Source organism: Streptococcus mitis NCTC 12261 (assembly GCF_000148585.2).
GTDB classification, from domain to species: Bacteria; Bacillota; Bacilli; order Lactobacillales; family Streptococcaceae; genus Streptococcus; species Streptococcus mitis.
On sequence record NZ_CP028414.1, the window covers coordinates 1,045,471 to 1,071,499 of the forward strand.

The window sequence follows — 26,029 nt, forward strand, 5'->3', positions numbered from 1 at the left end:
CTTCTAAATAATAACTCCTGATTGCAAGATTATATTCGAATATGGTGTATCTTCCCCAGTGCGAATAACTGCCTTAACTGTAGTATTCATAGCTTTCAATTCTTCATGACTAATATATTCAATAATTATATTCGATCCTAAAAGATCTAGAACTGCTTGCCACTGTTCTTTGTTTTTTTCCTTAATTTCTTCTGCTAAGAAAATTTTTTCAATAAGTACATGATCTGAATATTCTTTTAAAACTTCTAAAAAACTTGGACTACCTTTTCTTAATGCTAAATCAATTTTATCAATACCTTTTGGAACTGGCAATCCTAAATCTCCAATACAAACCAAATCCATATGACCTAAATCATCAGCTAGTTTTGCTATATTACTATTTAAAATCCCATATTTCTTCATATCCTGGATGCTCCTTTATTTCTTTCAAACTCGGCATGCCACCTTGCGCTCCAAATCTTTGAACAGAAAGATGTGAAGCAATCGTTGCAAAGGACAATGCAACATTCATCTCTTTTCCTTTTGAGACAGCATAAGCAAAAGCACCATTAAACGTATCTCCTGCTCCTGTAGTATCAACTACTTCTGCTTTTATAGCAGGAATCTTCTGAACTGCTGCCCCATCATAATAAATAGAACCTTCAACTCCTAATGTCACAATCATTTTATTAGGATAAATTTTAATAATTTCTTCTAATTTCTTATCTGGAAAAAGCTCTGAACATTCATGCTCATTAGGAGTAATAAAATCACAAAAAGGAATCATCTCTATATCTGTTTCTCTAGCTGGTGCAGGATTGTAAAGTACCTTAACTTTATTTTCTTGACAAAATTTAGCTATAGATAGGTTGGCTTCATGTGGTATTTCATTCTGTAATACAACAATACTTGCATCACTAATCAATTCCCACTCATTTTTCCAATCATTTGTTTTAACTAAATTATTCGCTCCGGGATAATAAATAATTCTATTATCACCTCCATATAAAGTAATTTGTGCAACTCCTGTAGATTGTGGTACCGTTCCCACATGTTCTGTAGAAATATTATTATTTTGCAGATTACTTAGTAAATCTGCTGAAAAAATATCTTCTCCGACGTTTCCAAATATGTAAATATTATCTTCTACACTGGATAATCTACCAATAGCTACAGCTTGATTTGCACCTTTTCCACCCGGAACTATATTAAATGAATCCCCAAAAATCGTTTCACCTCCTTCTGGAATCCTTTTTGTTCTCATAACTAAGTCCATTGAAATACTTCCAACAACAACAATTTTACTCATTACTTTCTCCTTAATGTATTTCTTTCTACGTATCTAACAGGTAGTTTAATTTTAGCTTCATCTATAGAGAACTTATTTGCCATATTATAGATTAGCTTTGCAGCCTGTTCTCCCATTTTATATGATGATTGGTGAATAGTTGATAAAGAAGGATAAATAAATTGACTAAGTACAATATCATCATAACCAATGATTTGAATATCATCTGGGATTTTTTTACCAATTGCTAAAATTTCATGAATATAAGCTATCGCATGAATATCAGAAGGCGCTATAATACTATCAATATTTGGATTTCTTTTTAGATTCTCTTTAGCTTCTGTTTGAATTTTTTCAAACTCAAATGTTTCACTTTCTTCAATACGAATCTCTAAAGATTTATTCCTCAAATAGTTTAAACTTGCTTCAAATCGTTCCGCAATGTTCTCAGCTTTATCATCTAAAACTTTAATAATCATAACTTGCTTAGCGCCAGCATTCCAAATTGCTTTAGCAGCCAAACGTCCACCCAACTGATTATCAGAAAAGACACCGTAACCTGTATCTTTACTAATCCGGTCAACCACAACGACAGGTAACGTCAGATTTGGAAATTCCTTTGTAAAGTCAAGTGTCGTTATAATACCAGCTGCATTTGTTTTTAACAAAAGGTTTATATATTCTTCTAACGAATCATGATCTGAAATAGTACCAACCATAATCCTATAACCTTTATCTTTCAAATATGATTCAGCTCCTCGAACCAATCTTGGGAAGAAGGGATTAGAAATATCTGGCAATAAGAGTCCTACCATTTGATTTTTTTTAGTTTTCAAAGATTGTGCTAATACATTCGGCGTGTAATTTAATTTCTTGATAGCATTTTTTATCTTTTCTCTAGCATCATCTCCGACATAGCCTTTTTTCGAAATATATCTTGAAACTGTTGATTTTGATACTCCAGCTTCTTCAGCAACCTGTTTTATTGTAGTCATCACTCCTCCTTCTTACGTTGTGGAACCGTTCCCTTATTTATATAGTAAGCGTTTTCTTTTATTTTGTCAATACTTTTTTAGAAATATTTTAAATTTATTTCAGAGTACACATGTTTTTACTAATATCCTATTACTATTAGATACGAAACACAACAAGACCTCCACTATATTGAGGAGGCCTTGGATCAGCTAGGTTATTTAGTAAAAGACTAGAAGATTTTCTTCTCCCAATCATCTTCTGTACGGCGAGGGTAGAAAAACTCTGATTTGTCAGGAGCTTCCATCATCTCCATCAAGGGTAACATATCATAGGCCAGATCCAAGTTTGGAATCTGGTCTTTTTGCACCCAAGAAACTTCTCCTTCATCTGAAGAGCGAAGGCTACCAGAGAACTCAGTCGCCTTATAACAAATGACAATATAGCGCCCACCTGTATCTAGTGGCCAATTTTTAATGCCGACAAGTTGAGGATTTTGGATAGTCAATCCTGTTTCTTCGTAGATTTCACGAATGACAGACTCCGCAAAAGCCTCACCATTTTCAACATGACCTCCAGGAAAGGCATAACCAGACCAGCGATTTGTTTCAGGAGAGCGATACTGCATAACCACGCGCTGAGTTTCGGGGTCTTCAATCAGACAAATGTTTGTTAAAATTGTTAATTGGGAACGGGACATATTTTCTCCTTTAGATACTATTCTAATCCAACGCCTTGACTTCCAGCATCATATCACGAATCTGAGCTGCGAGTTCAAAGTCAAGCACTTCGACAGCTTCTTGCATTTGTTTTTCTAGTTTCTTGACGAGGTCTTTGCGTTCTTGTTTATTAAGGCTATTAATATCGACTTCCTTGTCCTCTTCCTTAGCAACTGCCTTGGTCACGGCAATAAGATCACGGATTTCTTTCTTGATGGTTTGAGGTACGATACCATGCTCTTCATTATAAGCCATCTGGATTTTCCGACGGCGGGCAGTTTCATCAATGGCACGTTGCATAGACTGAGTCATCGTGTCCGCATACATGATGACATGTCCTTCGCTGTTACGGGCAGCACGTCCAATAGTTTGGATTAAGCCACGTTCGTTACGGAGGAAGCCTTCCTTGTCAGCATCTAGAATGGCTACGAGACTCACTTCAGGTACGTCAATCCCTTCACGGAGCAGGTTAATTCCGACCAAGACATCAAAGACACCCAAGCGCAGATCACGGATAATCTCCGTCCGTTCCAAGGTCTTGATATCCGAGTGCATGTACTTGACCTTGATACCCATTTCCTTGAAGTAGTCGGTCAAGTCCTCTGCCATTTTCTTAGTCAAAGTGGTGATAAAGGTTCGTTCATTCTTTTCAACACGGGCATTGATTTCACCCAAAAGGTCATCAATCTGTCCCATAGTCGGACGGACTTCTACCTCTGGATCCAAGAGTCCTGTTGGACGAATGATTTGCTCAATCACTGTCTCGGTCTGTTCATTTTCATAGTCACCAGGTGTCGCTGAAACGTAAACAATCTGATGAACGTGACTCTCAAACTCCTCCCGACGGAGAGGACGATTGTCCAAAGCTGATGGCAAACGGAAACCATAATTAACCAGCATTTCCTTACGCGAACGGTCACCATTGTACATACCTTTGATTTGTCCCATAGTCATATGACTCTCGTCAATCATAATCAAGAAATCATCTGGAAAGAAGTCGAGAAGCGTATAAGGTGGCTCACCTTCGCTACGGCCATCCATATGGCGTGAATAGTTTTCAACCCCATTTGTATAGCCCATCTCGCGCAGCATTTCGATATCGTACTCTGTCCGCTGCTTCAAACGCTGAGCTTCAAGTAATTTGCCTTCCTTCTCAAAGACAGCTAACTGCTCCTCCAACTCTGCCTGAATCTTGGCAATAGCCACTTCCATATGGTCGTCATTGGTCACAAAGTGAGTAGCTGGGAAAATCGCCAAATGATCCACTTCTCCCAATACCTGGCCTGTCAGAGCCTCAACCTCACGGATACGGTCAATCTCGTCTCCGAAAAACTCCACTCGAAAGGCATGTTCATCACGGGAAGCAGGGAAAATCTCCACTACATCCCCACGCACACGAAATCTTCCCCGTTGGAAATCAATATCATTACGTTCAAACTGGATATCAACCAAGTCATTCAAGAGTTTATCACGAGAAATTTCAAGACCTGGACGGAGACTAACGACACTATCAGCGTATTCCTTGGGCGAACCCAAACCATAGATACAAGAGACAGAAGCCACAACAATGACATCATTACGCTCCAAAAGAGCCGAAGTCGCTGAGTGGCGGAGTTTATCAATCTCGTCATTGACAGAGCTGTCCTTCTCAATATAGGTATCACTAGAAGGAACATAGGCCTCTGGCTGGTAATAATCATAGTAAGACACAAAATACTCAACAGCATTCTCAGGGAAAAATTCCTTAAACTCCCCATAGAGCTGTCCTGCCAGAGTCTTATTGTGGGCGATGACCAGAGTGGGTTTATTGACTTTGGAAATGACCTGACTCATGGTATAGGTCTTCCCTGTACCAGTCGCCCCCATCAGAATCTGAGCTTTTTCGCCCCCCTCGATATTATCAACCAACTGCTCGATAGCTTGGGGTTGGTCTCCTGATGGTTCATATTTTGATACTAGTTTAAATTGATTGTCAGTAATGCGGGTAATCATAAGAATCCTCTCTTGATGTGCTATTCCTATTTTAGCATACTTGTAACATTTTCACGAAGAAAAGGACGGACCGAAGTCACATCCTTTCATTTTCTTTCTTTAATTGATAAGCGAGATAGACAATCAGCAGTAGCAAGATCAGACTTGTCATGATAGATCCTTCTATCCCAAAAGAGCCACCTGATAGCCAATCTTGATTACCTTGTGGTAAAAAGGTCATCAAAGACGTTCCTGACGGCTGACCACTAACTAAAATCCCAAAAAGATTTCCCTGAGCAAAATTCCAAGCCCCATGAATACCTGCTACACCCCAAACTGTATCTGTTTTGAGGAGGTAAAGTGACATGGCAACTCCGAATAAAAAGAGATTCACTAGAGATAGAGGGGTGAGACCAGAATTTCCCGCATGAAGCAGGGTAAAGAACAGGCTAGATATAAGAACAGCTAGTTTTAGATTGGTTCTTGAGGCCAATTGAGGAAGGAGCCAAGCACGGGCCACCACTTCTTCTGTTGTCCCCTGTAAAATCCAAAATGGAACGGTAAAAATGACAAAGGCTAGCGAATAAGGATTCAAGTGAATGGACTCAAAACGATATTGCCCTAATGCTACTAAACCTAACAAGGTCAGAAGAAAAAGTGCCAGACCTATACCAAATCCTTTAAGAAGATTGCTGAAGAAATTCTCTCTATAAAATCCCAAGGTTCGAATAGGTCTTTTCTCAACTTTTCTAGTCCATCTGAACACAGTGTTGAGAACGAAACCAAAGGACAGCAATTCTAAAATTAAACGAAAGTCACTTGTTTTATCCGTCAAGCTCTGAAGCAAGGTTTGTAAGAAGGCAGCAAAAGCTTGACCACTCTCTCCAAAATTTCTAGCAAGTCCGATGAGTGCTAACAAACTAATACCATACAAAGTATAAGCCACAAACTCTCCTACGAAGACAAAAACAAAGGCTAACAAGAGACTTGTGTAAATGTATAAACTCATTTTTGAAGCTTGGAAGTCTTTAAATATTTTTTTGTTCTTCATATCCCTGTCCTCTTTCCTTCTATTATATACTATTATTATAGCACTTTGTGGTAGCAGTTCAAGAAAGAAATAAAGAGCTTTTATGTTATATCTTCTAACATAAAAGTCCCTAGATTTGCATTTTTTTGTTTTTTCTGATATAATGGGAAAATATTCGGAAAAGGAGACTAAAAATGAAGAAAAAATTTCTAGCATTTTTGCTAATTTTATTCCCAATTTTCTCATTAGGTATCGCGAAAGCTGAAACGATTAAGATTGTGTCTGATACCGCCTATGCACCTTTTGAGTTTAAAGATTCAGATCAAACTTATAAAGGAATTGATGTTGACATTATCAACAAAGTCGCTGAGATTAAAGGATGGAACATTCAGATGTCTTATCCTGGTTTTGACGCAGCGGTAAATGCGGTTCAAGCTGGTCAAGCTGACGCTATCATGGCAGGGATGACAAAGACTAAAGAACGTGAAAAAGTCTTCACCATGTCTGATACTTACTATGATACAAAAGTTGTCATTGCTACTACAAAGGCACACAAGATTAGTAAATATGACCAATTAACTGGCAAAACCGTTGGTGTTAAAAACGGAACTGCTGCTCAACGTTTTCTTGAAACAATCAAAGATAAATACGGCTTTACTATTAAAACATTTGACACTAGTGATTTGATGAACAACAGCTTGAGTGCTGGTGCCATCGATGCCATGATGGATGACAAACCTGTTATCGAATATGCCATTAACCAAGGGCAAGACCTCCATATTGAAATGGATGGTGAAGCTGTAGGTAGCTTTGCTTTCGGTGTTAAAAAAGGTAGCAAATACGAGCACCTAGTTACTGAATTTAACCAAGCCTTGGCTGAAATGAAAAAAGATGGTAGTCTTGATAAAATCATCAAGAAATGGACTGCTTCATCATCTTCAGCAGTGCCAACTACAACTACTCTAGCAGGCTTAAAAGCCATTCCTGTTAAAGCTAAATATATCATTGCCAGCGATTCTTCTTTTGCACCTTTTGTTTTCCAAAACTCAAGTAACCAATTTACTGGTATTGATATGGAATTGATTAAGGCAATCGCTAAAGACCAAGGTTTTGAAATTGAAATCACCAACCCTGGTTTCGATGCCGCTATCAGTGCTGTTCAAGCTGGTCAAGCCGATGGTATCATTGCTGGTATGTCTGTCACAGATGCTCGTAAGGCAACTTTTGACTTCTCAGAATCATACTACACTGCTAATACTATCCTTGGTGTCAAAGAATCAAGCACCATTGCTTCCTATGAAGACTTGAAAGGGAAGACAGTTGGTGTTAAAAACGGAACTGCTTCTCAAACCTTCCTAACAGAAAATCAAAGCAAATACGGTTACAAAATTAAAACCTTTGCTGATGGTTCTTCAATGTATGACAGTTTAAATACTGGAGCCATCGATGCTGTTATGGATGATGAGCCTGTCCTCAAATATTCTATCAGCCAAGGACAAAAATTGAAAACTCCAATCGCTGGAACTCCAATCGGTGAAACAGCCTTTGCTGTTAAAAAAGGAGCAAATCCAGAATTGATTGAAATGTTCAATAACGGACTTGCAAACCTTAAAGCAAACGGTGAATTCCAAAAGATTCTTGATAAATACCTAGCTAGTGAATCATCAACTGCTTCAACAAGCACTGTTGACGAAACAACTATCTGGGGCTTGCTTCAAAACAACTACAAACAACTCCTTAGTGGTCTTGGTATCACTCTTGCTCTAGCTCTTATCTCGTTTGCTATTGCCATTGTCATCGGGATTATCTTCGGTATGTTTAGCGTTAGCCCCTACAAATCTCTTCGTGTGATCTCTGAGATTTTCGTTGACGTTATTCGTGGTATTCCATTGATGATTCTTGCAGCCTTCATCTTCTGGGGAATTCCAAACTTCATCGAGTCTATCACAGGCCAACAAAGCCCAATTAACGACTTTGTAGCTGGTACTATTGCCCTATCGCTCAATGCAGCGGCTTATATCGCTGAAATCGTTCGTGGTGGTATTCAGGCCGTTCCAGTTGGCCAAATGGAAGCCAGCCGAAGCTTGGGTATCTCTTATGGAAAAACCATGCGTAAGATTATCTTGCCACAAGCAACTAAATTGATGTTGCCAAACTTTGTTAACCAATTCGTTATCGCTCTTAAAGATACAACAATCGTATCTGCTATCGGTTTGGTTGAACTCTTCCAAACTGGTAAGATTATCATTGCCCGTAACTACCAAAGTTTCAAGATGTATGCAATCCTTGCTATCTTCTATCTTGTAATTATCACACTTTTGACTAGACTAGCGAAACGCTTAGAAAAGAGGATTCGTTAATGGCAAAACTAAAAATTGATGTAAATGATTTACACAAGCACTATGGAAAAAATGAAGTTTTAAAAGGAATTACGACTAAATTCTATGAAGGAGATGTTGTTTGTATCATTGGTCCTTCAGGTTCTGGTAAATCGACCTTCCTTCGTAGCCTCAACCTTCTAGAAGAAGTTACTAGCGGTCACATCACTGTGAACGGTTATGACTTAACTGAAAAAACAACCAACGTTGACCACGTCCGTGAAAATATCGGAATGGTTTTCCAACACTTCAACCTCTTCCCACACATGTCTGTATTGGATAACATTACTTTTGCTCCTATCGAGCACAAGTTGATGACTAAGGAAGAAGCTGAGAAATTGGGAATGGAGTTGCTTGACAAGGTTGGGCTAGCAGATAAAGCTAATGCTAATCCAGATAGCCTATCAGGTGGTCAAAAACAACGTGTGGCCATCGCTCGTGGACTTGCAATGAACCCAGATATCATGCTCTTTGATGAACCAACTTCAGCCCTTGACCCTGAGATGGTCGGAGACGTACTGAACGTTATGAAGGAATTGGCTGAGCAAGGTATGACCATGATTATCGTAACCCATGAAATGGGATTTGCCCGTCAAGTTGCCAACCGCGTTATCTTTACTGCAGACGGTGAATTCCTAGAAGACGGAACACCTGATCAAATCTTTGATAACCCACAACACCCACGTCTGAAAGAGTTCTTGGACAAGGTCTTAAACGTCTAAACTCAAACTGTAAGGATTTCCTTACAGTTTTTTTCTATCTCGTATTGGATTTTTTGATTTTTCGGAAAATTATGTTAGAATTAAGTTTATGAAATGAGGTTTCCTCATACCTAGCAAGACTAGGAATAAAAATAGAAATTAGGTAGCTAGATGTCATCTAAGGTTATTGTTACAATTTTCGGTGCGAGTGGAGACCTGGCTAAACGCAAGCTCTACCCTTCCCTTTTTAGACTTTATAAATCCGGCAATCTTTCCGAGCACTTTGCAGTCATTGGAACTGCTCGTCGTTCTTGGAGCAAGGAATATTTTGAATCTGTTGTAGTCGAATCGATCCTTGATTTGGCAGATAGTACCGAACAGGCTCAGGAGTTCGCTAGCCACTTCTACTATCAAAGTCATGATGTCAATGATACAGAGCACTACATTGCTTTGCGTCAATTGCAGGCTGAACTAAATGACAAATACCAAGCTGAACACAACAAGCTCTTCTTCTTGTCTATGGCACCTCAGTTCTTTGGAACTATCGCCAAACACCTCAAGTCTGAAAACATTGTGGATGGTAAAGGTTTTGAGCGCTTAATCGTTGAAAAACCATTTGGTACAGATTACGCAACTGCAAGCAAGTTGAATGACGAGCTCCTAGCAACATTTGACGAAGAACAAATTTTCCGTATTGACCATTATCTTGGTAAGGAAATGATCCAAAGTATCTTTGCAGTTCGCTTTGCAAACTTGATTTTTGAAAATGTTTGGAACAAGGATTTTATCGACAATGTTCAAATTACTTTTGCAGAGCGCTTGGGTGTAGAAGAACGTGGTGGCTACTATGACCAATCTGGTGCCCTCCGCGACATGGTACAAAACCATACACTACAACTGCTTTCTCTCCTTGCCATGGACAAGCCAGCAAGCTTCACAAAAGACGAGATTCGTGCTGAGAAGATTAAGGTCTTTAAAAACCTCTATCACCCAACTGATGAAGAACTTAAAGAATACTTTATCCGTGGTCAATACCGCTCTGGTAAGATTGATGGCATGAAATATATCTCTTATCGTAGTGAACCAAATGTGAATCCAGAATCTACAACTGAAACCTTTGCATCTGGTGCCTTCTTTGTAAACAGCGATCGATTCCGTGGCGTTCCTTTCTTCTTCCGTACTGGTAAACGTCTGACTGAAAAAGGAACTCATGTCAACATCGTCTTTAAACAAATGGATTCTATCTTTGGAGAACCACTTGCTCCAAACATTTTGACCATCTATATCCAACCAACAGAAGGCTTCTCTCTTAGCCTAAATGGGAAGCAAGTAGGAGAAGAATTTAACTTGGCTCCTAACTCACTTGATTACCGTACAGATGCGACTGCAACTGGTGCTTCCCCAGAACCATACGAGAAATTAATCTATGATGTCTTAAATAACAACTCAACTAACTTTAGCCACTGGGATGAGGTTGGTGCATCATGGAAATTGATTGACCGTATCGAAGAACTCTGGGCTGAAAATGGTGCCCCACTTCATGACTATAAAGCTGGAAGCATGGGACCTCAAGCAAGCTTTGACTTACTTGAAAAATTCGGTGCTAAATGGACTTGGCAACCAGATATCGCTTATCGTCAAGATGGTCGTTTAGAATAAAAAAAATCCTGCAAGTTTGTGCCTTGCAGGATTTTTGCTTCTGATTAGATTAAGCCTTCTAAGAGACCCTTCATAAAGTTTTCTGAGTTAAACTCTCCAATATCATCGATTTTTTCACCAAAACCAATCAATTTTACAGGAATATTGAGTTCTTCACGGATGGCTAAAACAACACCACCTCGAGCAGTTCCATCAATCTTAGTCAAGACAATTCCAGTTAATGGCGTTATTTTTGAAAATTCTTTGGCCTGTACAAGAGCGTTTTGACCTGTTGATGCATCAAGTGCCAAGAAGGTTTCATGCGGAGCTTCTGGCACAACACGTTTGATGATACGACCAATCTTTTCTAGCTCGGCCATAAGGTTATCCTTATTTTGCAGACGACCTGCAGTATCGATCATGAGAATATCGATACCTTCAGATACGGCACGTTCCATGCCATCAAAGACCACACTGGCTGGGTCAGCTTTTTCAGCTCCAGTTACTACTGGAACATCTACACGACGGCCCCATTCTGCTAGCTGGGCTACTGCCCCTGCACGGAAGGTATCTGCCGCAACCAACATGACTTTCTTGCCAGCTTGTTTGTAGCGGTGGGCTAGTTTCCCGATAGAAGTTGTTTTCCCAACACCATTGACCCCGACAAAGAGCATGACTGTCAAGCCATCTTGGAAGTGGATTCTTTCATCGTAGTTACCATCCTTTTCATAAAGCTCAACCAATTTCTCAATGATGACACGGCGAAGTGCGTCAGGTTTCTTGGCGTTTTCAAGCTTGGCTTCGTAGCGTAGCTCCTCTGTTAAGTTAGAAGCGACCTGGACACCAACATCACTCATAATTAGCAGTTCTTCCAGTTCCTCGAAAAATTCTTCATCAACAGAGCGGAAATTGGCAAAGAAGGCATTCAAACGAGCACCAAATCCTGTACGAGTTTTCTTGAGACTGCGGTCATATTTTTCCTGAACAGTCTCTTCTACTTGAGTCGTTTCTGCTTCAAGAACTTCAGAATTATTTTCTTCTACAGTCTCTAGGAGCTCCGTATTCTCTTCCTCTGTGACTTCTTCTGAGTTTGGAAATTCTTCTATTTCTTCTTGAGAAACTTCTACAGTTGGTTCTGAATCCAGACTTTCTTCAACTGTGTCTTGATTTTCCTCTTCTTGGAGCAGAGCTTCTTCAGAACTTTCAACTTCTGCTTCTTCATGAGGAAGTTCCTCAGCTTCTGTTAAGGCTGGCTCAACATCTTCAGACAAATCAAGATTTTCCAGAGCTTCTTTTACAACTTCTTCGATTTTAGGTTCTTCTTTTTTTCCGAATAGACGGTCAAACAATCCCATATCTTAGTTCTCCTTTAGCACATATTCTTCGATAGCCCAGGCGACAGCTTCCTCATCATTGGTCATTGGGGTCACCACATTTGCGACTGCCTTGACTTCAGGAACAGCGTTTTGCATGGCAACACCGAGCCCTGCCCATTCAATCATAGAAAGGTCATTGGCTTCATCACCACAGGCCATCACTTGGCTTTGGTCAATTCCAAGATGACTGATTAGTTTAGCCAAACCGGTTGCTTTGTGTACATTCTTTGGTGACCACTCTAGCAACATTTCACGTGATTTAAAGATTTCATATTGGTCAAACAATTCTGGTGAAATCTTTTGAATGGCTGCATCCAAGGGTTCTTGAGCAAAGGCAGTCACGCATTTATTGTAGGTCATTTGACTAGACAGGTCTTCAAAGTCAACTGGTACAAAAGTTAAAGCTGGATTGAATTTGGCATAAAGACTTTCTTGGTCCGATTGGATTTGATAAACAGTTCCTTCTGAGATGGCGTCAAGAGGCAGTGACAATTTCTCTGTTTCTTCATACAAGCGTGCCACATCATCATATGAAAAGACTGTTTTATCAAGGATTTCACCTGTATTTTTCTGAACCAAACCACCATTAAAGGTAATGGTATACTCATCTTCATGACCGTCAGTCCCCAACTCATGGAGAAAGAAATCCATAGCTTTTAAGGGACGACCAGTTGTCAATACAACTTTAATACCACGATCACGCGCAGCTTTCAAGGTTGCCTTGGTACGATCCGTCAGCTTTTTATCAGTAGTCAGCAAGGTCCCGTCCAAGTCCAATGCAATCAATTTTATATCTGCCATTATAAGCCCTCCATATAAGCTATAACCGACTGGTCTTTATGGTGACCAATCACAGTCTCTGCTAATTCTAAAATTTCTGGTCGTGCATTTTCAGGAGCTACAGGATGTCCCACAACCTGCATCATGTGCAAGTCATTTAGATTGTCTCCAAAAGCCATGACCTGATCCATCGTGATGCTAAGTTTTTTAGCTAATTCAACAATGGCTACTCCCTTATCGACATAGTCCAGAACAATATCAATGGATTCAAAGCCAGTTGTCATGGCCTTAACACCAGGAACGTTTTCGTTTACCCAAGCTTCACCAGCTTCAAGGGTTTCTTCTGTGAAGTTGGTTGTAAATTTGAAAATATCATCTGTGATATCTTCTAAACTCGCTACTTTTTGGATATTTTCATTATAATGTTGGCTCTCTTTCAAATAGGTCTCATCAACCGTATCTAGCACATAAGAGCCCTTCTTACCCGTCAAGAGCAATTTATTGATATCTACATAAGGTGACGTTTTCAGCCTTTCAAAAGTTGATAGATAAAACTCACGAGACATGGTCGCTTCATACAAGTCTTGACCTCGATACTCTACCAAACTGCCATTTTCCGCGATGAAAATGATGTCATCACGAACATCAGCAAATAATTTTTCTAGAGATAAAAATCCGCGCCCCGAAGCTACCGCAAAGTAAATCCCTTTTTTCTTGTAGGAAACCAAGAGAGACTTGAGGCGGTCCATATCAAAGCGTCCATTCCCATCTAGGAAGGTTCCGTCCATATCCGTTGCTACTAGTTTAATTGTCATCCTTCAATACTTTCTAAATCTTTTAACTTCACCGAAACAATTTTTGAGACACCTGATTCTTGCATGGTCACTCCATAGATAGAATCAGCCGCTGCCATGGTTCCTTTACGGTGGGTTACGACGATGAACTGGCTGTCCTTGTCAAAGCGGTTGAGGTAATCCCCGAAACGTTTAACATTGGCTTCGTCAAGCGCAGCCTCTACCTCATCCAAAATCACAAATGGAATAGTCTTAACTCTAATAATAGAGAAAAGCAAGGCTAGAGCTGATAGGGCTTTTTCCCCACCACTCATGAGGTTGAGGGACTGGATTTTCTTGCCTGGTGGTTGAACAGAAATCTCAACCCCAGCTGTCAGCAAGTCTCCTTCAGTCAAAATCAGGTCTGCTTGACCCCCACCAAACATCTGCTTGAAAGTTACTTTAAAGGACTCACGAATAGCTTCAAAGGTTGATTTAAAGCGTTCCTTGACCTCATCATTCATCTCTGTAATGGTTTCAAGCAGCAAGTTTTTCGCCGACAAAATGTCATCTCGCTGGCTATTTAGGAAATCCAGACGATTGTGAACTTCTTCGTACTGGTCAATAGCTTCCAAGTTGACCGGACCCAGTGAACGAATAGCCTTCTCTAAATCCTTAACTTCCTCCTCTGCCAGATTGAGATTTTCAAGTTCATGAGCCTTTTCTAGTGCTTCAGTATAGCTAATCTGATACTGATCTGTTAATTGGCTTTGTAAATGGCGTAAGCGCTCGCTAACCTTTTCTTTCTTAGCTTCAGCACGTGTTTGCTTGCGAATCCACTCCTCATTATGTTGGCGAGCTTGGTCCAAATGACTAGCAATATCATCCAGTTTACCTTCAATATCATCCAACTCAAACTGCTTGCGAATCAAACCTTGTTGGAGATTTGTTTTCTGGTTTTTGGCTTCTTCAGCCTGTTGACTGAGCAATTCTGTATCAACCTTCTCCAGATTATCAACCTTTTCTTGAAGAAGGCGCTGGATTTCCTCTTGTTCGATATCTAGATTATTCAATTCCTTGCCTAGACGGTCAATATCAGCCACTTCATAACGTTTTTGCCCTTGCAGTTCTGTCTTAAGCAAGCGAACTTGCGCTACCTGTTCTTGCAAGTTTTGATAGCGTTCTTGGATGGCATTTTTGTTAGACTTAATCTCTTCAATCTCAGCTTCCAGATTTTGCTTGTCACTGGCGATTGTAGTAAGGCGCTCTTGGCATTTTTCCTTATCCGCTTGCCAATCTCCCTCAGAAAGACGATTTAATTCCTCTTCTTGGAGTTTCCAAAGAGTTTCCAGTTCATCAACTTGCTGACTGGTCTGCTGGTAAGAGAGGGATAAGCCCTGCTCCTGAATACGTGCCTGTTCTCCCTGAGATTTAATAGCTTCTAATCTTTCTGTCAATCTAGCCATCTGGTCTTGCAAGGTCTTCAAAGCCACTTCTTCTGAACGAAGACTTGCTTCCTCTTCAGCAATTTCTTTTTGTAATTGCTCCAGTTCTGGCTTGATAAAAATACTGTTGTTCTGGCGATTGGCTCCACCTGCATAGGAACCACCTGTGCGCAGCTCTGTCCCATCCAGTGTCACCATGCGAACCTGATAACGAACGTGACGAGCTGCTGCACGCGCATGTTCCACGGTATCAAAAATAGCCGTCGTAGCTAGCAAATTCTTAAAAATAGCTTCCAGTCTAGTGTCGAATGTCACCAACTCATCTGCCATCCCAAGGAAACCTGGGCTTGCAGCAATAGCATCTTGATTCTGACTAGAAATCGTACGCGCCTTGATCGTTGTCAACGGAAGGAAGGTTGCACGACCAGCCCTGTTTCGTTTAAGGAAATCAATCGCCTTGGTTGCCGCGTTTTCATCTTCCACGATGATATGCTGACTGCTGGCTCCAAGCGCAATCTCTAGGGCAATTTGATAATGCACATCAAAGGTCAGATGCTCACTAACTGCACCAATAATTCCACCAAGGCGGGCTTTTTCTTGGAGAACACTCTTAACACCTGCATAAAAGTTACTATGATTTCTGAGGATATTTTCCAAACTTTGGGCTCTAGCCTGCTTGTTTTTGAGATTATCCAGACGGGCAAAGAGTTGATTTTGTTGAGCCTGATAGGAAGATTTCTGATTCTCTTGCTCCTTGGCAATAGCTTGGTAGTCAGCCAATAATTTCTGAACATGCTCCTTGGCAGCTTCAAGCTCGTCTTTTTGCTGACTAGCCTTCTCTTTAGCTGTAGCCAGCTGTTCTTTCAGCTTTTCTAATTGATCTGCTTGTTTTTGAGAAAGCTGACGACTATTTTCCAACTCATTCTCGATGCGAGTCAGTTGGTTTGAGACATCAGCTTCTTCTTGTAGAAGAGCTACAAAGCGTTCACGTAAGAGTTCAATCATCTGATCAGGATCATCTGAAAAAGCTAGCAATTCAGCTTCTAAACGATTGAGTTTTTGATTATTTTGGACTAGATTTTCCTCTAACAGAGTTAATGAGCTTTCTTTATCAGATTTTTCTTGGCTGAGTAAATTTCTCTTATCCTCCAAAGCAGCCAAACGAGCTTGTGCTTCCTGTTGATTCAGGGCTACTTGTTCAGATTCTAATTTCGATAGGGCTAATTTTCTCTCTAAATCACTAATCAGACTGGTCAAATCCATCAAACTGCCTTGGTCTTTGGCCATTTCAGCCTGTAAATCTTGGCGTTGCTTTTTAAGAGTATGATTTTCTTCCTCTAATTTTTCACGCTTTTGGTAATAACTAGTCAATAGTTCCTGAACCTGTGCCAACTCTTCTTCTGTCAAATCTAGTTCAGCCTTATTTTCCTTGATTTGAGCAGCTAAAACATCCAAGTAAATAGCTTTACGTTGGCCTTCCAAATCTAGAAACTTACGAGCATTTTCAGCTTGCTTCTCAAGAGGCTTGATTTGATTGTCCAACTCATAGATAATGTCTTCTAGACGATCCAGATTATCCTGGGTTTGCTGCAGTTTACTCTCAGTTTCTTTTCTGCGAGTCTTGTATTTTAAAACTCCAGCAGCTTCTTCAAAAATAGCTCGGCGTTCCTCAGGCTTAGAGTTGAAAATCTCCTCAACCTTCCCTTGGGAAATGATAGAGAAGGAATCTCGTCCCAATCCAGTATCCAAGAAAAGGTCATGAATATCACGCAGACGGACTTTCTTGCCGTCAATCTTGTATTCGCTATCTCCACTGCGATAGATATGACGTTCTACCCTGATTTCTTGACCTGCATCCTTGATAAATCCGTCATGATTATCCAAAGTCACAACTACAGAAGCATAATTGAGCGGTTTGCGACTTTCTGTTCCAGCAAAGATAACATCCGGCATCTTGCCACCACGGAGACTCTTGACACTAGACTCCCCCAAAGCCCAACGCAGACTTTCTGTAATATTCGACTTTCCAGATCCATTGGGCCCAACAACTGCCGTCACACCTTGGTCAAAGACTACCTTAGTCTTATCAGCAAAAGACTTGAATCCCTGAATTTCGATTTCCTTTAAATACATGAATCCAGCCCTTTCTCAACGGCATTTTTGGCAGCTTCCTGCTCTGCTAGTTTCTTAGAACGACCTTGACCTTGACCAATGCTCTTACCTTCAACAAGAACTTCTACTTCAAAAACCTTATCGTGGGCAGGACCCGTTTCAGAAATTACCTGATAACGAATAGCCACATCCCCATTGACCTGAAGCAACTCTTGGAGATGGGTTTTGTAGTCTGTAATCATCTCAAATTCGCCTGCTTCAACCTTAGGAATCATGACTTGATAGATAAATTCCTTGACTTTGGCCACATCCTTGTCCAAAAGGAGGGCACCAAGAAAGGCCTCAAAGGCATCACCAAGAATGGTATCACGATTGCGACCACCAGATTTTTCTTCCCCCTTACCCAGCTTGATAAACTGATCAAACTGACAATCACGCGCAAAACCAGCCAAACTCTCCTCACGGACAATCATAGCACGGAGTTTAGATAAGTCACCCTCAGGCTTTTTAGGATATTTTTTATACAGATATTCTGAAATCAATAGCTGTAGAACAGCGTCTCCTAAAAATTCCAAGCGTTCATTGTGTGAAATTTTTAAGAGGCGGTGCTCATTGGCATAACTCGTATGAGTAAAGGCAGTCTCCAGTAAATTTTTGTCTGCAAATTCGATTGCAAAATGGTTCTTTAGTACAGTTTGTAATTCTTTCATACCAACCTCTTTCTAACTGATAACAGTCCTTTTTATTATATCAAAAAAAGCCCCCTGAGTCACTTTAAAACGGGACTGGAGAGCATTTGGGAATTCTTTAAAAAGAGATTTTCAGTTTTAAGGGCCAATTTAGGGCTGTGTAAAGAAAAAAGCCCTATTAAAGGCTTTTTAGGATGTTTACATCCACCCTGAGGGAATCGAACCCCCATCTCAAGAACCGGAATCTTACGTGATATCCATTACACTAAGGGTGGAAACTTGTTTTATTATAACAGAAATTTGCTCTAATAACAAGTTTTTTTCTAGTGAGATAGCCCGTCTTAGTGGGAAGCATCCCCATTCCAGATGGAGTTTTTCACGATAACATAATCAACGTGTTTAAGGTCAGCAACCTGACGTCCACCTGCATAAGAAATAGCACTTTGAAGGTCTTGTTCCATCTCAGTTAAAGTGTCTTGCAGATGACCTTTAGCAGGAAGCAAGATACGTTTGCCTTCCACATTTTTGTAAGCACCTTTTTGATATTGTGAGGCTGAACCATAATATTCTTTGAACTGTTCACCATCGACTTCAATCGTTTTCCCTGGACTTTCAATATGTCCTGCAAAGAGGGAACCAATCATGACCATGCTAGCACCGAAGCGGATAGACTTGGCAATATCACCGTGAGTACGAATTCCTCCATCAGCAATAATCGGTTTACGTGCAGCCTTGGCACACCAACGAAGGGCAGCCAATTGCCAACCACCTGTACCAAAACCTGTCTTGACCTTGGTGATACAAACCTTACCTGGACCGATTCCGACCTTAGTAGCATCCGCACCAGCATTTTCCAATTCACGCACAGCTTCTGGTGTTCCCACATTTCCTGCAATGACAAAGGTATCTGGCAATTCTTTCTTGATGTGTTGAATCATAGAAATCACGCTATCCGCATGACCGTGGGCAATGTCAATCGTGATGTACTCAGGAGCATCAGATTTGAGCTGGCTAACGAAATCATACTCATAATCCTTAACACCGACAGAGATAGAAGCAATAAGCCCTTGCTCATGCATGCGCTTAATAAAAGGAATACGTCCTGCCTCATCAAAACGGTGCATAATGTAGAAGTAACCACCTTTAGCCAGTTGCTCTGCTACATTTTCATCCAAAATCGTTTGCATATTAGCTGGCACAACAGGTAGTTTAAAGGTGTGATTTCCTAAAGTGACACTTGTATCCGCTTCTGCACGGCTTTTAATGACACATTTATTTGGAATCAATTGAATATCTTCGTAATCAAAAATTGGAAATTCATTTAACATATCGATGTCTCGTTTCTTTTGTAATGACCTACCTATGCTTGCGCATCTCTACGCCTTTTCCGACGTTTCCTTAATTAATTATAAATCAAAGTACAGATTTTGTCAAATAATTTTATAAATTAAAATATAATGTTCGGATTTTTCTTGCGTAAATAGAAAAAAGAGGGGAAATTGTTTTCTCCCCACTCCTTCTCTATTCTAATAATACTCACCCTGGCGGTAGTCCCATGAGTTAAAGGTGTCTGAAAGGTGCATCATGATTTTATCAATGTCAAGTCCTTTACGAATCACAACTGGTGCTGGTGAAGTTGAGCGAGCTCCTCCTTGTTCTGGGATGAGTTTGCCGTCCTTATCGACCATAGACACCATCACACCTTGCTCATAGCGAGTTTCAATCGTTTTGTCAGGCTGGATAGAAGCAACGTAGTCATCTGCCTCGATAACAAGGTCCACTGCTCCTTCGATACGTTCTCCAATACCTTCTACTTTACCACGGTTTCCTTTTCCAGATGGGTTAGCTGATGAGGCATAAACCATCTTGCCTTCTTCCCAAAGTTTGGCAGCCAATTGTTCACCAGCTTTACCAAATTTGATAACAAAACAGCTCGTTCCACGCACGTCAGTCATCAGCTCTTCACGACCATCACCGTATGCTTTGAGTTTTTCAAAAGCTTCTGGTTTCCAAGGAAGGATACAACCAAGAAGAATATCTTCATCCCAATGTTTTTGGTAGAAGGCTTCAATTTCTGGGTTAAGTTGTGCTAAAGCACGAAGCTCATCCATGCTACCGCAGAGAACAACACCTGGTTTGTTACGGTTACGCTCTTTGGCTGCGAACTTACGCTCAAGTCCTGCCTTATCGCTGGTCATGATAATGTAACCAACTTTAGTAGGGCAAACGATACATCCGCCCTCACCTTTTAAAATGTCATAGCCTTCTTGTGAAAGTGTTCCGTTCCATTGAATGTGTTTTGTCATAGTTCTATTTCCTTTTCTAATTTTCTTCTAATCCTGCCAGTAGGCTGGTCGTTGTTTTTCATAGGCAGCAATCAAATCTTCATACTGCAAGGTAATTCCGATATCATCCAAACCATTTGAGAGCTTGTGTTTCCACTCGCTATCAATTTCAAAAGTGAACTCTCCAACCGGTGAGATGATTTTCTGTTGTTCCAAGTCCACAGTTACCTGGTCAGTCGGTTTGAGCTGGGCTAGCTTTTCTCTAACCTCTCTAGGCTGAACAATAGGCAACATGCCATTATTGAGTTCATTATTGTAATGAATATCCCCAAAAGATCCTGCAATCACGACCTTAAAACCATAGTCTGCTAAGGCCCAAGCTGCATGTTCCCTCGAAGAACCTGCCCCAAAGTTATCCCCTGAGATAAGAATACTGGCTTTACGATATTCAGGCTGATTAAAGACAAAGTCAGGATCCTCAGTATACTTGTCGTCCAGATAACGCCAAGCATACATGAGGTACTTACCAAAGCCTTTTTTATCAATCAACTTGAGAAACTGCTTGGGTAGGATTTGGTCGGTGTCGATATTATCATTCATGAGAGGAACGGTCGTTCCCGTATAAACTGTAAATTTCTCCATATCCTCTCCTTACTGGGCTTCTGGCATTTGCCGAACATCTACGAAACGCCCTGCAATAGCTGCCGCAGCTGCCATAGCTGGACTACAGAGATGAGTCTTAGCGCCAAAGCCTTGTCTGTCTTCAAAGTTTCGATTGCTGGTTGAGGCGCAGTGAACACCATCAGGGACCTTGTCTGGATTCATCCCTAGGCACATAGAACAACCTGGATCTCTCCACTCAAAACCAGCGTCTAGGAAAACCTTGTCCAAGCCCAACTTCTCAGCAGCTCGTTTGACAGGACGAGAGCCTGGGACTACGATAGCCGTTAAGTTAGGAGCAATCTTCTTCCCTTTAACAAATCGCGCAGCCAGTTGCAAGTCGCTGAGACGAGCATTAGTACAAGAACCGATAAAGATATAGCCTAGTTCAATATCAGCTGGCTTTTGACCAGGCTCCAAGTCCATGTAATTGTAGGCTCGCTCATCATTCATATCCTTAATTTCTGGGAATCTACTGTCAAAGTCAACCCCCATAGCAGGGTTGGTTCCCCAGGTCACCATAGGAGCCAAGTCTGAAACATCCATCTGGATAACCTTATCGTAAACGACATTCTCATCACTGACAAGGGTCTTCCAATCTGCCACAGCCTCTTCAAAGTCCTCTGGAACACATTCCCGTCCTTTGAGATAATCATAGGTGGTTTGATCTGGATTCATGATTCCCATCTTGGATCCAAACTCGATGGACATATTGCAGATGGTCATTCGTTCTTCCATGCTCAGTGCATCAATAGCTTGTCCACGATATTCCACCACGTAGCCAACGCCGCAAGCAACGCCGTACTTGGCAATCAAAGCTAAAATGAAATCCTTGGAATAAACTCCTTTTTGAGGAACACCAGTGAATTCCACCAGCATTTTCTTGGGTTTGACCTGCCAGAGGGTCTGTGTCGCAAAGACATGTTCGACCTCACTGGTCCCAATTCCAAAAGCGATTGCTCCGAAAGCCCCGTGGGTTGCTGTATGGCTATCCCCACAGACGATGAATTTCCCTGGTTGAGTTCTTCCTGTTTCTGGACCAACCATGTGAACGATTCCTTGCTTTTCAGAACCGTGGGCAGCATGTTCGATCCCAAATTCCTCAACATTTTCAGCAAGCTTATCAATTTGTACCTTAGAAATCACATCTCGAATATCGTAGATATTGACTGTCGGGACATTGTGGTCAAAGGTTCCAAATGTCAAGTCTGGTCGTCTCAATCTACGACCTGCGTCTCGTAATCCTTGAAATGCCTGAGGGCTGGTCACTTCATGAATATAGTGCTGGTCCACATACATGAGTTGGGGTTGCCCCTCTTCTCCTGTGATGACATGACGGTCCCACAATTTATCAAAAATCGATTTTCCTGCCATCCATTACCTCCAAATAAAATATAAGGCTACTAGTGTGGTCACCATCCCAAGAAACCAAACTGTTTTAAAGTACCATTTTCGAGTCTTGTGATGAAAGATGATTCCTGCTAACCAAGCACCAAAACCACCACAAGTAAAGGCTAAAATAAGTAAGATTTTCTCAGGGATGCGCCAAGCTCTTCTCCTCGCCTTGGATTTGTCAATGCCATAAATCAAGAAAATGATGACATTCCAAATCAAAAGGACTAGAGTAATTTTTTCGTCTAACTTCATAACCTTGCGATAATAGCTTCCGTCATTTCCTTGGTCGAAGCCTGTCCTCCTATATCTCTCGTTAATGTACCAGCTGCCAAACTTGCCTCAACAGCACGCTCGACACGCTCTGCATCCTCATAACGTCCAAAGCTGTCTCTCAGCATCATGGCCACTGATAAAATCATGGAAATAGGATTGGCAATTCCTTGACCTGCAATATCAGGTGCTGAACCGTGAATAGGTTCATAGAGACTTGGTCCATTTTCAGAATGACTGGCTGATGGCATAACCCCAAGTGTGCCAGATAGAACGCTTGATTCATCAGATAGAATATCTCCGAAAAGATTCTCCGTCACGATGACATCAAACTTAGCAGGATTAGTAATCATAAGCATGGAAGCTGAGTCGACTAGCTGGTGTTCCAAGGTCACATCTTGGAAATCCTTTGCGACCTTCTCAGCTACTTTCCGCCAGAGTTTTGATGTTGCCAACACGTTTTGCTTATCAATACTGGTAAGGATTTTTCTCCGACTTCTTGCGATTTCAAAGGCTTTGCGAATAATCCGCTCCACTTCCTCATAGCTATAGTCGTTGATATCACGCGCTTTTCTTTCTTCAAGAATATGATCCCCAAAATAAATCCCACCTGTCAACTCCCGTACCACAACAAAGTCTACACCAGCAATTCGTTCCGGTTTGAGTGGTGACAAATGCTTGAGACTGTCAAAGATTTTTACAGGGCGAATATTGGCATAGAGATTGAGTTCCTTACGGAGAGCTAGCAAGCCTTGTTCAGGGCGAACCGCTGCTCCATCATACTGAGGACTACCGATAGCCGCTAGGAGAATGGCATCTGTTTCTCTACATGCTTTGAGGGTTTCACTAGGTAAAGGATGGCCTGCTGCATCAATTCCTGCACCTCCAAAAGGTCGTTTGTCTATTTCATAGTCAAAGCCTGTTTTTTCAGCTAGAGCTTCCAAAACTTCTAAACCAGCCTCCATGATTTCTGGGCCGATTCCATCCCCTGCCAGAACTACTATTTTCTTTGTCATAGCTTTCTCCTTTACACACTAGGCATATCACGATAGGAAACACTGCGTCCCATCTCACCAGCATTCTCTTTTTGAACAAAGGTATTAGCATTGATGTAGGCAATAGCAGATGCTTTCAGTACATCGAAATCAAGCCCTGCTGCATTAAAGATGGTTTCTGTATCTCTGTTTTCAACAGTGACCAAAACCCGAGCTTGGGCATCAATTCCATCTGTCACAGCGTCAATAGTATAGGACACCAAGCGGACGGATTGGTTAAAGAACTTATCGATAGCGTTAAAGATTGCTTCAACAGAACCTTGCCCTGACGCATTGAAATCAACTTTCTCACCATCCATATTGGCTAGGCTAACGAGTGCTTCAATGTCATTATCTGCATGAGTTTGAAGTTGTAAATCATCAAAGTGGAAGCCTTCTGGATTTTCAACCATGGTTCCAGCTACCAGAGCACGAATATCTGCATCTGTGATTTCTTGTTTCTTGTCGGCCAATGCCTTGAACTTAGCAAAGAGTGGTTTGATATCCTCTTCTGTAAAGTCTAAGGCCAGTTCTCTTAGTTTTTCAACAAAGGCATGGCGACCTGACAATTTTCCAAGTGGGAGGCTGTTACTCTTGACACCGACCAATTCAGGGGTGATAATCTCATAAGTAAGAGGATTTTTAAGGACTCCGTCTTGGTGAATACCAGATTCATGAGAAAAGGCATTGCCACCAACAACGGCCTTGTTTTTAGGAACTGGGATACCTGAGAAGCGAGAAACCATTTCTGACGTATTGATGGTTTCATTTAAAACAATACTAGTTTCTGCTTGATAGTAATCTTGACGAATACTGAGGGCCACTGCAATTTCTTCCAAAGCAGCATTACCAGCTCGCTCCCCGATACCATTGATAGTCCCTTCAACACGTCCTGCTCCGTTCTTGACAGCAGCAAGGCTATTAGCTACTGCCATTCCAAGGTCATCATGACAGTGAGGCGAATAGATAATCTGACGTTCCGTCTTGACATTCTCAATCAAGTATTTGAAGATAGCTCCGTATTCCTCTGGTGTGGTAAATCCTACCGTATCAGGGATATTGATATAAGATGCACCTGCATCGACCGCTGTTTGAACAACTTGCAGGAGGAAATCCAACTCCGTTCTGGTCGCATCTTCAGGAGAGAATTCGACCACTTCAAACTTGGAACGTGCATAAGAGACATGCTCACTGATTGCTTCCAAAATCTCTTCCTTGCTCTTATTGAGCTTATACTTACGGTGAATCGGACTGGTAGCGATAAAGACGTGAACCTGTGGATACTTGGCATCCTTGAGAGCTTCATAACAAGCATCAATATCAGATTTGACAGAGCGTGCCAGACCAGTTACCGCTGTTTTCTTCAAGACTTTGGCAATCTCCTGAACTGCTGTGAATGAATCAGGACTCGCCGCTGGAAAACCAGCTTCGATGGCTGAAATACCCCATTTCTCCAGCTGTCTTGCAATGGCAATTTTTTCCTTGATTGAAAAGTTAACACCCGGTGTCTGTTCTCCATCCCGAAGGCTGGTATCTAGAAATTCAACTGTTCTCATAAGATTTCCCCTTTTCCAAATGTGGTTTTAAAAAAACATCTCGCTCAGAAGTCCAAGCGAGATGTTGATTCACTCCCGCTTGGTAAGCCAAACAGGACTAATGCTTTTTGCACTAGCCCGAGTACCTCAACAACAAAGCAAATTGATTAAACTTAGCTGTTTTCATGTTTGACTTTCTCCTTCGTTTGATATCTTGTTTAGTATTTTAGCATAGGCAAAAGTACTTGTCAAGAAAAAAATTCAATATTTTCTGAAAATTTCTTCAGTAGAGAATATTTTGCTAATTGAAAGTTCTTGAAAAATCTTGAAATGTTTCATTTTTTAGTGGTTAAGTTCCAACTTTTTTCCATCAATTCCAGTACTTCTTCATCTGATAAAGTATCATCAAGCGCCACACTAATCCAGTAACGTTTATTCATATGAAAAGCTGGATAAATGCCCTTGTGTGAAAGCAAATCAGCTACTTGGTCATGCTTGAGGTTGACTGCTTCCATTTGTCCCTCTCTTCCTTTTTCCAGCTTATCCCAAGAGATTTTCATCAAAACGGCATACCACTTTTGATTGCCTTCATGTCTTAACACTGCCGTATCAGGCGATTTCTCCCACAAATACTCCAACTGATTACCATACTTTTCCTGAACTTGAGTCATGATTCGTTTAGTCTGAGGACAGATATAATCCTGCACATCAAAACAAGCCTTCCGAATCTGGTAGAGAATCTCCAGACAAGCCTCACGGACACTTGCAACAAAACTTCCTTTAAAACTTTCCATATAGACTTGAGGATAGAGGTCACCAGTCTCCTGGTCAAAGACTTGAAAACTCACATTATCAGCAGTGATGGACAAAACCATGACAAAGTCACCTTGCAAAATCTGGCAACTATAGGTCCAGACTCCACTATTTTCTACAAAACCATAAGCATGAGCTTTTTCTTGATTAAACTGATAGGATTTAAAAATTTCAAACATAAGTGAA

The 26,029-nt window shown here is 41.0% G+C and carries 22 protein-coding genes, 1 tRNA gene and 1 pseudogene; 4 read left to right on the plus strand and 20 right to left on the minus strand.

The window, feature by feature from the left end; genetic code table 11:
- Positions 1-3: 3 nt before the first annotated feature.
- The 3 genes from rbsD to SM12261_RS05440 are packed head-to-tail and all read right to left on the minus strand — an operon-like array spanning position 4 to position 2,262.
- Complete coding sequence (gene rbsD / locus SM12261_RS05430; protein WP_000759833.1) at positions 4-402, minus strand: D-ribose pyranase; 399 nt, start codon at positions 400-402, stop codon at positions 4-6.
- A complete protein-coding gene (gene rbsK, locus SM12261_RS05435; protein WP_000036807.1) occupies positions 377-1,288 on the minus strand; it encodes a ribokinase in 912 nt (303 codons plus the stop codon). Before rbsK ends, rbsD begins: the two co-directional genes overlap by 26 nt.
- Positions 1,288-2,262, minus strand: a complete 975-nt coding sequence (locus SM12261_RS05440) for a LacI family DNA-binding transcriptional regulator (protein ID WP_000207599.1) — start codon at positions 2,260-2,262, stop codon at positions 1,288-1,290. The genes rbsK and SM12261_RS05440 overlap by 1 nt, the downstream gene beginning before the upstream one ends.
- A 135-nt stretch (positions 2,263-2,397) precedes the next feature.
- On the opposite strand from SM12261_RS05440, the pseudogene SM12261_RS05445 reads away from it, so the two are divergent.
- Positions 2,398-2,475: pseudogene (locus SM12261_RS05445) on the plus strand (DNA-binding transcriptional regulator); the annotation flags it as partial.
- Here the strand turns inward: SM12261_RS05445 and SM12261_RS05450 are convergent.
- The 3 genes from SM12261_RS05450 to SM12261_RS05460 form a co-directional block, all read right to left on the minus strand.
- Complete coding sequence (locus tag SM12261_RS05450; protein WP_000091556.1) at positions 2,472-2,939, minus strand: 8-oxo-dGTP diphosphatase; 468 nt, start codon at positions 2,937-2,939, stop codon at positions 2,472-2,474. The pseudogene SM12261_RS05445 and the gene SM12261_RS05450 overlap by 4 nt on opposite strands.
- 22 nt (positions 2,940-2,961) lie before the next feature.
- Positions 2,962-4,950 (minus strand): excinuclease ABC subunit UvrB, encoded by a 1,989-nt coding sequence (gene uvrB / locus SM12261_RS05455; RefSeq protein ID WP_000632944.1) that lies wholly within the window; start codon positions 4,948-4,950, stop codon positions 2,962-2,964.
- 76 nt (positions 4,951-5,026) lie between these two features.
- Positions 5,027-5,980: a CPBP family intramembrane glutamic endopeptidase gene (locus tag SM12261_RS05460; RefSeq protein WP_000791259.1), complete on the minus strand. Its 954-nt coding sequence runs from the start codon at positions 5,978-5,980 to the stop codon at positions 5,027-5,029.
- A gap of 173 nt (positions 5,981-6,153) precedes the next feature.
- On the opposite strand from SM12261_RS05460, the gene SM12261_RS05465 reads away from it, so the two are divergent.
- From SM12261_RS05465 to zwf, 3 genes are all read left to right on the plus strand, one after another.
- Positions 6,154-8,319: an ABC transporter substrate-binding protein/permease gene (locus SM12261_RS05465; protein ID WP_078228414.1), complete on the plus strand. Its 2,166-nt coding sequence runs from the start codon at positions 6,154-6,156 to the stop codon at positions 8,317-8,319.
- Positions 8,319-9,059: an amino acid ABC transporter ATP-binding protein gene (locus tag SM12261_RS05470; RefSeq protein ID WP_001096315.1), complete on the plus strand. Its 741-nt coding sequence runs from the start codon at positions 8,319-8,321 to the stop codon at positions 9,057-9,059. The genes SM12261_RS05465 and SM12261_RS05470 overlap by 1 nt, the downstream gene beginning before the upstream one ends.
- Positions 9,060-9,209: 150 nt before the next feature.
- Positions 9,210-10,697 carry a glucose-6-phosphate dehydrogenase gene (gene zwf, locus SM12261_RS05475; protein WP_000096121.1) on the plus strand — a complete coding sequence of 496 codons (1,488 nt, stop codon included), beginning with the start codon at positions 9,210-9,212 and terminating at the stop codon, positions 10,695-10,697.
- Between the two features lie 44 nt (positions 10,698-10,741).
- On the opposite strand, the gene ftsY is transcribed toward zwf, so the two are convergent.
- The 14 genes from ftsY to SM12261_RS05545 form a co-directional block, all read right to left on the minus strand.
- On the minus strand, positions 10,742-12,031 hold the full coding sequence (gene ftsY / locus SM12261_RS05480; RefSeq protein ID WP_000522340.1) for a signal recognition particle-docking protein FtsY: 1,290 nt from the start codon (positions 12,029-12,031) through the stop codon (positions 10,742-10,744).
- Between the two features lie 3 nt (positions 12,032-12,034).
- Positions 12,035-12,853 carry a Cof-type HAD-IIB family hydrolase gene (locus tag SM12261_RS05485; RefSeq protein ID WP_000763411.1) on the minus strand — a complete coding sequence of 273 codons (819 nt, stop codon included), beginning with the start codon at positions 12,851-12,853 and terminating at the stop codon, positions 12,035-12,037.
- Entirely contained in the window at positions 12,853-13,647 is a 795-nt protein-coding gene (locus SM12261_RS05490; RefSeq protein ID WP_000153043.1) for a Cof-type HAD-IIB family hydrolase, read from the minus strand. Before SM12261_RS05490 ends, SM12261_RS05485 begins: the two co-directional genes overlap by 1 nt.
- Complete coding sequence (gene smc / locus SM12261_RS05495) at positions 13,644-17,183, minus strand: chromosome segregation protein SMC (protein WP_000280915.1); 3,540 nt, start codon at positions 17,181-17,183, stop codon at positions 13,644-13,646. Before smc ends, SM12261_RS05490 begins: the two co-directional genes overlap by 4 nt.
- A complete protein-coding gene (rnc, locus tag SM12261_RS05500) occupies positions 17,174-17,872 on the minus strand; it encodes a ribonuclease III (RefSeq protein ID WP_000661488.1) in 699 nt (232 codons plus the stop codon). The genes smc and rnc overlap by 10 nt, the downstream gene beginning before the upstream one ends.
- A 182-nt stretch (positions 17,873-18,054) precedes the next feature.
- Positions 18,055-18,126, minus strand: a tRNA-Arg gene (locus SM12261_RS05505).
- 66 nt (positions 18,127-18,192) lie between these two features.
- On the minus strand, positions 18,193-19,179 hold the full coding sequence (locus SM12261_RS05510) for a GMP reductase (protein ID WP_000931177.1): 987 nt from the start codon (positions 19,177-19,179) through the stop codon (positions 18,193-18,195).
- 198 nt (positions 19,180-19,377) lie between these two features.
- Positions 19,378-20,157 carry an L-threonylcarbamoyladenylate synthase gene (locus tag SM12261_RS05515; RefSeq protein WP_000160498.1) on the minus strand — a complete coding sequence of 260 codons (780 nt, stop codon included), beginning with the start codon at positions 20,155-20,157 and terminating at the stop codon, positions 19,378-19,380.
- A 27-nt stretch (positions 20,158-20,184) separates the two neighbouring features.
- Positions 20,185-20,778: a 3-isopropylmalate dehydratase small subunit gene (gene leuD / locus SM12261_RS05520; RefSeq protein ID WP_000410618.1), complete on the minus strand. Its 594-nt coding sequence runs from the start codon at positions 20,776-20,778 to the stop codon at positions 20,185-20,187.
- A 9-nt stretch (positions 20,779-20,787) separates the two neighbouring features.
- The gene (gene leuC / locus SM12261_RS05525; protein WP_000907579.1) at positions 20,788-22,170 is read right to left on the minus strand and encodes a 3-isopropylmalate dehydratase large subunit; all 1,383 of its coding nucleotides are present in this window, start codon (positions 22,168-22,170) and stop codon (positions 20,788-20,790) included.
- A 3-nt stretch (positions 22,171-22,173) separates the two neighbouring features.
- On the minus strand, positions 22,174-22,443 hold the full coding sequence (locus SM12261_RS05530; RefSeq protein WP_000762433.1) for a DUF1294 domain-containing protein: 270 nt from the start codon (positions 22,441-22,443) through the stop codon (positions 22,174-22,176).
- Positions 22,440-23,477: a 3-isopropylmalate dehydrogenase gene (leuB, locus tag SM12261_RS05535; protein WP_000162564.1), complete on the minus strand. Its 1,038-nt coding sequence runs from the start codon at positions 23,475-23,477 to the stop codon at positions 22,440-22,442. The genes SM12261_RS05530 and leuB overlap by 4 nt, the downstream gene beginning before the upstream one ends.
- A gap of 11 nt (positions 23,478-23,488) precedes the next feature.
- Entirely contained in the window at positions 23,489-25,051 is a 1,563-nt protein-coding gene (locus SM12261_RS05540) for a 2-isopropylmalate synthase (protein ID WP_001261087.1), read from the minus strand.
- Positions 25,052-25,365: 314 nt separating this feature from the next.
- A complete protein-coding gene (locus tag SM12261_RS05545) occupies positions 25,366-26,022 on the minus strand; it encodes an MmcQ/YjbR family DNA-binding protein (protein WP_000461578.1) in 657 nt (218 codons plus the stop codon).
- Between the last annotated feature and the right edge of the window lie 7 nt (positions 26,023-26,029).

What these genes read in the sequence shown, in the direction of transcription:
- SM12261_RS05490 (WP_000153043.1), bottom strand. Translation starts at nt 13,647, where the DNA reads ATGACAATTAAACTAGTAGCAACGGATATGGACGGAACCTTCCTAGAT.
- uvrB (WP_000632944.1), bottom strand. Translation starts at nt 4,950, where the DNA reads ATGATTACCCGCATTACTGACAATCAATTTAAACTAGTATCAAAATAT.
- SM12261_RS05440 (WP_000207599.1), bottom strand. Translation starts at nt 2,262, where the DNA reads ATGACTACAATAAAACAGGTTGCTGAAGAAGCTGGAGTATCAAAATCA.
- leuB (WP_000162564.1), bottom strand. Translation starts at nt 23,477, where the DNA reads ATGACAAAGAAAATAGTAGTTCTGGCAGGGGATGGAATCGGCCCAGAA.
- leuD (WP_000410618.1), bottom strand. Translation starts at nt 20,778, where the DNA reads ATGGAGAAATTTACAGTTTATACGGGAACGACCGTTCCTCTCATGAAT.
- SM12261_RS05485 (WP_000763411.1), bottom strand. Translation starts at nt 12,853, where the DNA reads ATGGCAGATATAAAATTGATTGCATTGGACTTGGACGGGACCTTGCTG.
- SM12261_RS05465 (WP_078228414.1), top strand. Translation starts at nt 6,154, where the DNA reads ATGAAGAAAAAATTTCTAGCATTTTTGCTAATTTTATTCCCAATTTTC.
- SM12261_RS05515 (WP_000160498.1), bottom strand. Translation starts at nt 20,157, where the DNA reads ATGACAAAACACATTCAATGGAACGGAACACTTTCACAAGAAGGCTAT.
- ftsY (WP_000522340.1), bottom strand. Translation starts at nt 12,031, where the DNA reads ATGGGATTGTTTGACCGTCTATTCGGAAAAAAAGAAGAACCTAAAATC.
- SM12261_RS05530 (WP_000762433.1), bottom strand. Translation starts at nt 22,443, where the DNA reads ATGAAGTTAGACGAAAAAATTACTCTAGTCCTTTTGATTTGGAATGTC.
- SM12261_RS05510 (WP_000931177.1), bottom strand. Translation starts at nt 19,179, where the DNA reads ATGTTAAATGAATTTCCAATTTTTGATTACGAAGATATTCAATTGATT.
- SM12261_RS05470 (WP_001096315.1), top strand. Translation starts at nt 8,319, where the DNA reads ATGGCAAAACTAAAAATTGATGTAAATGATTTACACAAGCACTATGGA.
- SM12261_RS05545 (WP_000461578.1), bottom strand. Translation starts at nt 26,022, where the DNA reads ATGTTTGAAATTTTTAAATCCTATCAGTTTAATCAAGAAAAAGCTCAT.
- SM12261_RS05460 (WP_000791259.1), bottom strand. Translation starts at nt 5,980, where the DNA reads ATGAAGAACAAAAAAATATTTAAAGACTTCCAAGCTTCAAAAATGAGT.
- smc (WP_000280915.1), bottom strand. Translation starts at nt 17,183, where the DNA reads ATGTATTTAAAGGAAATCGAAATTCAGGGATTCAAGTCTTTTGCTGAT.
- SM12261_RS05450 (WP_000091556.1), bottom strand. Translation starts at nt 2,939, where the DNA reads ATGTCCCGTTCCCAATTAACAATTTTAACAAACATTTGTCTGATTGAA.
- zwf (WP_000096121.1), top strand. Translation starts at nt 9,210, where the DNA reads ATGTCATCTAAGGTTATTGTTACAATTTTCGGTGCGAGTGGAGACCTG.
- rbsD (WP_000759833.1), bottom strand. Translation starts at nt 402, where the DNA reads ATGAAGAAATATGGGATTTTAAATAGTAATATAGCAAAACTAGCTGAT.
- leuC (WP_000907579.1), bottom strand. Translation starts at nt 22,170, where the DNA reads ATGGCAGGAAAATCGATTTTTGATAAATTGTGGGACCGTCATGTCATC.
- rbsK (WP_000036807.1), bottom strand. Translation starts at nt 1,288, where the DNA reads ATGAGTAAAATTGTTGTTGTTGGAAGTATTTCAATGGACTTAGTTATG.
- rnc (WP_000661488.1), bottom strand. Translation starts at nt 17,872, where the DNA reads ATGAAAGAATTACAAACTGTACTAAAGAACCATTTTGCAATCGAATTT.
- SM12261_RS05540 (WP_001261087.1), bottom strand. Translation starts at nt 25,051, where the DNA reads ATGAGAACAGTTGAATTTCTAGATACCAGCCTTCGGGATGGAGAACAG.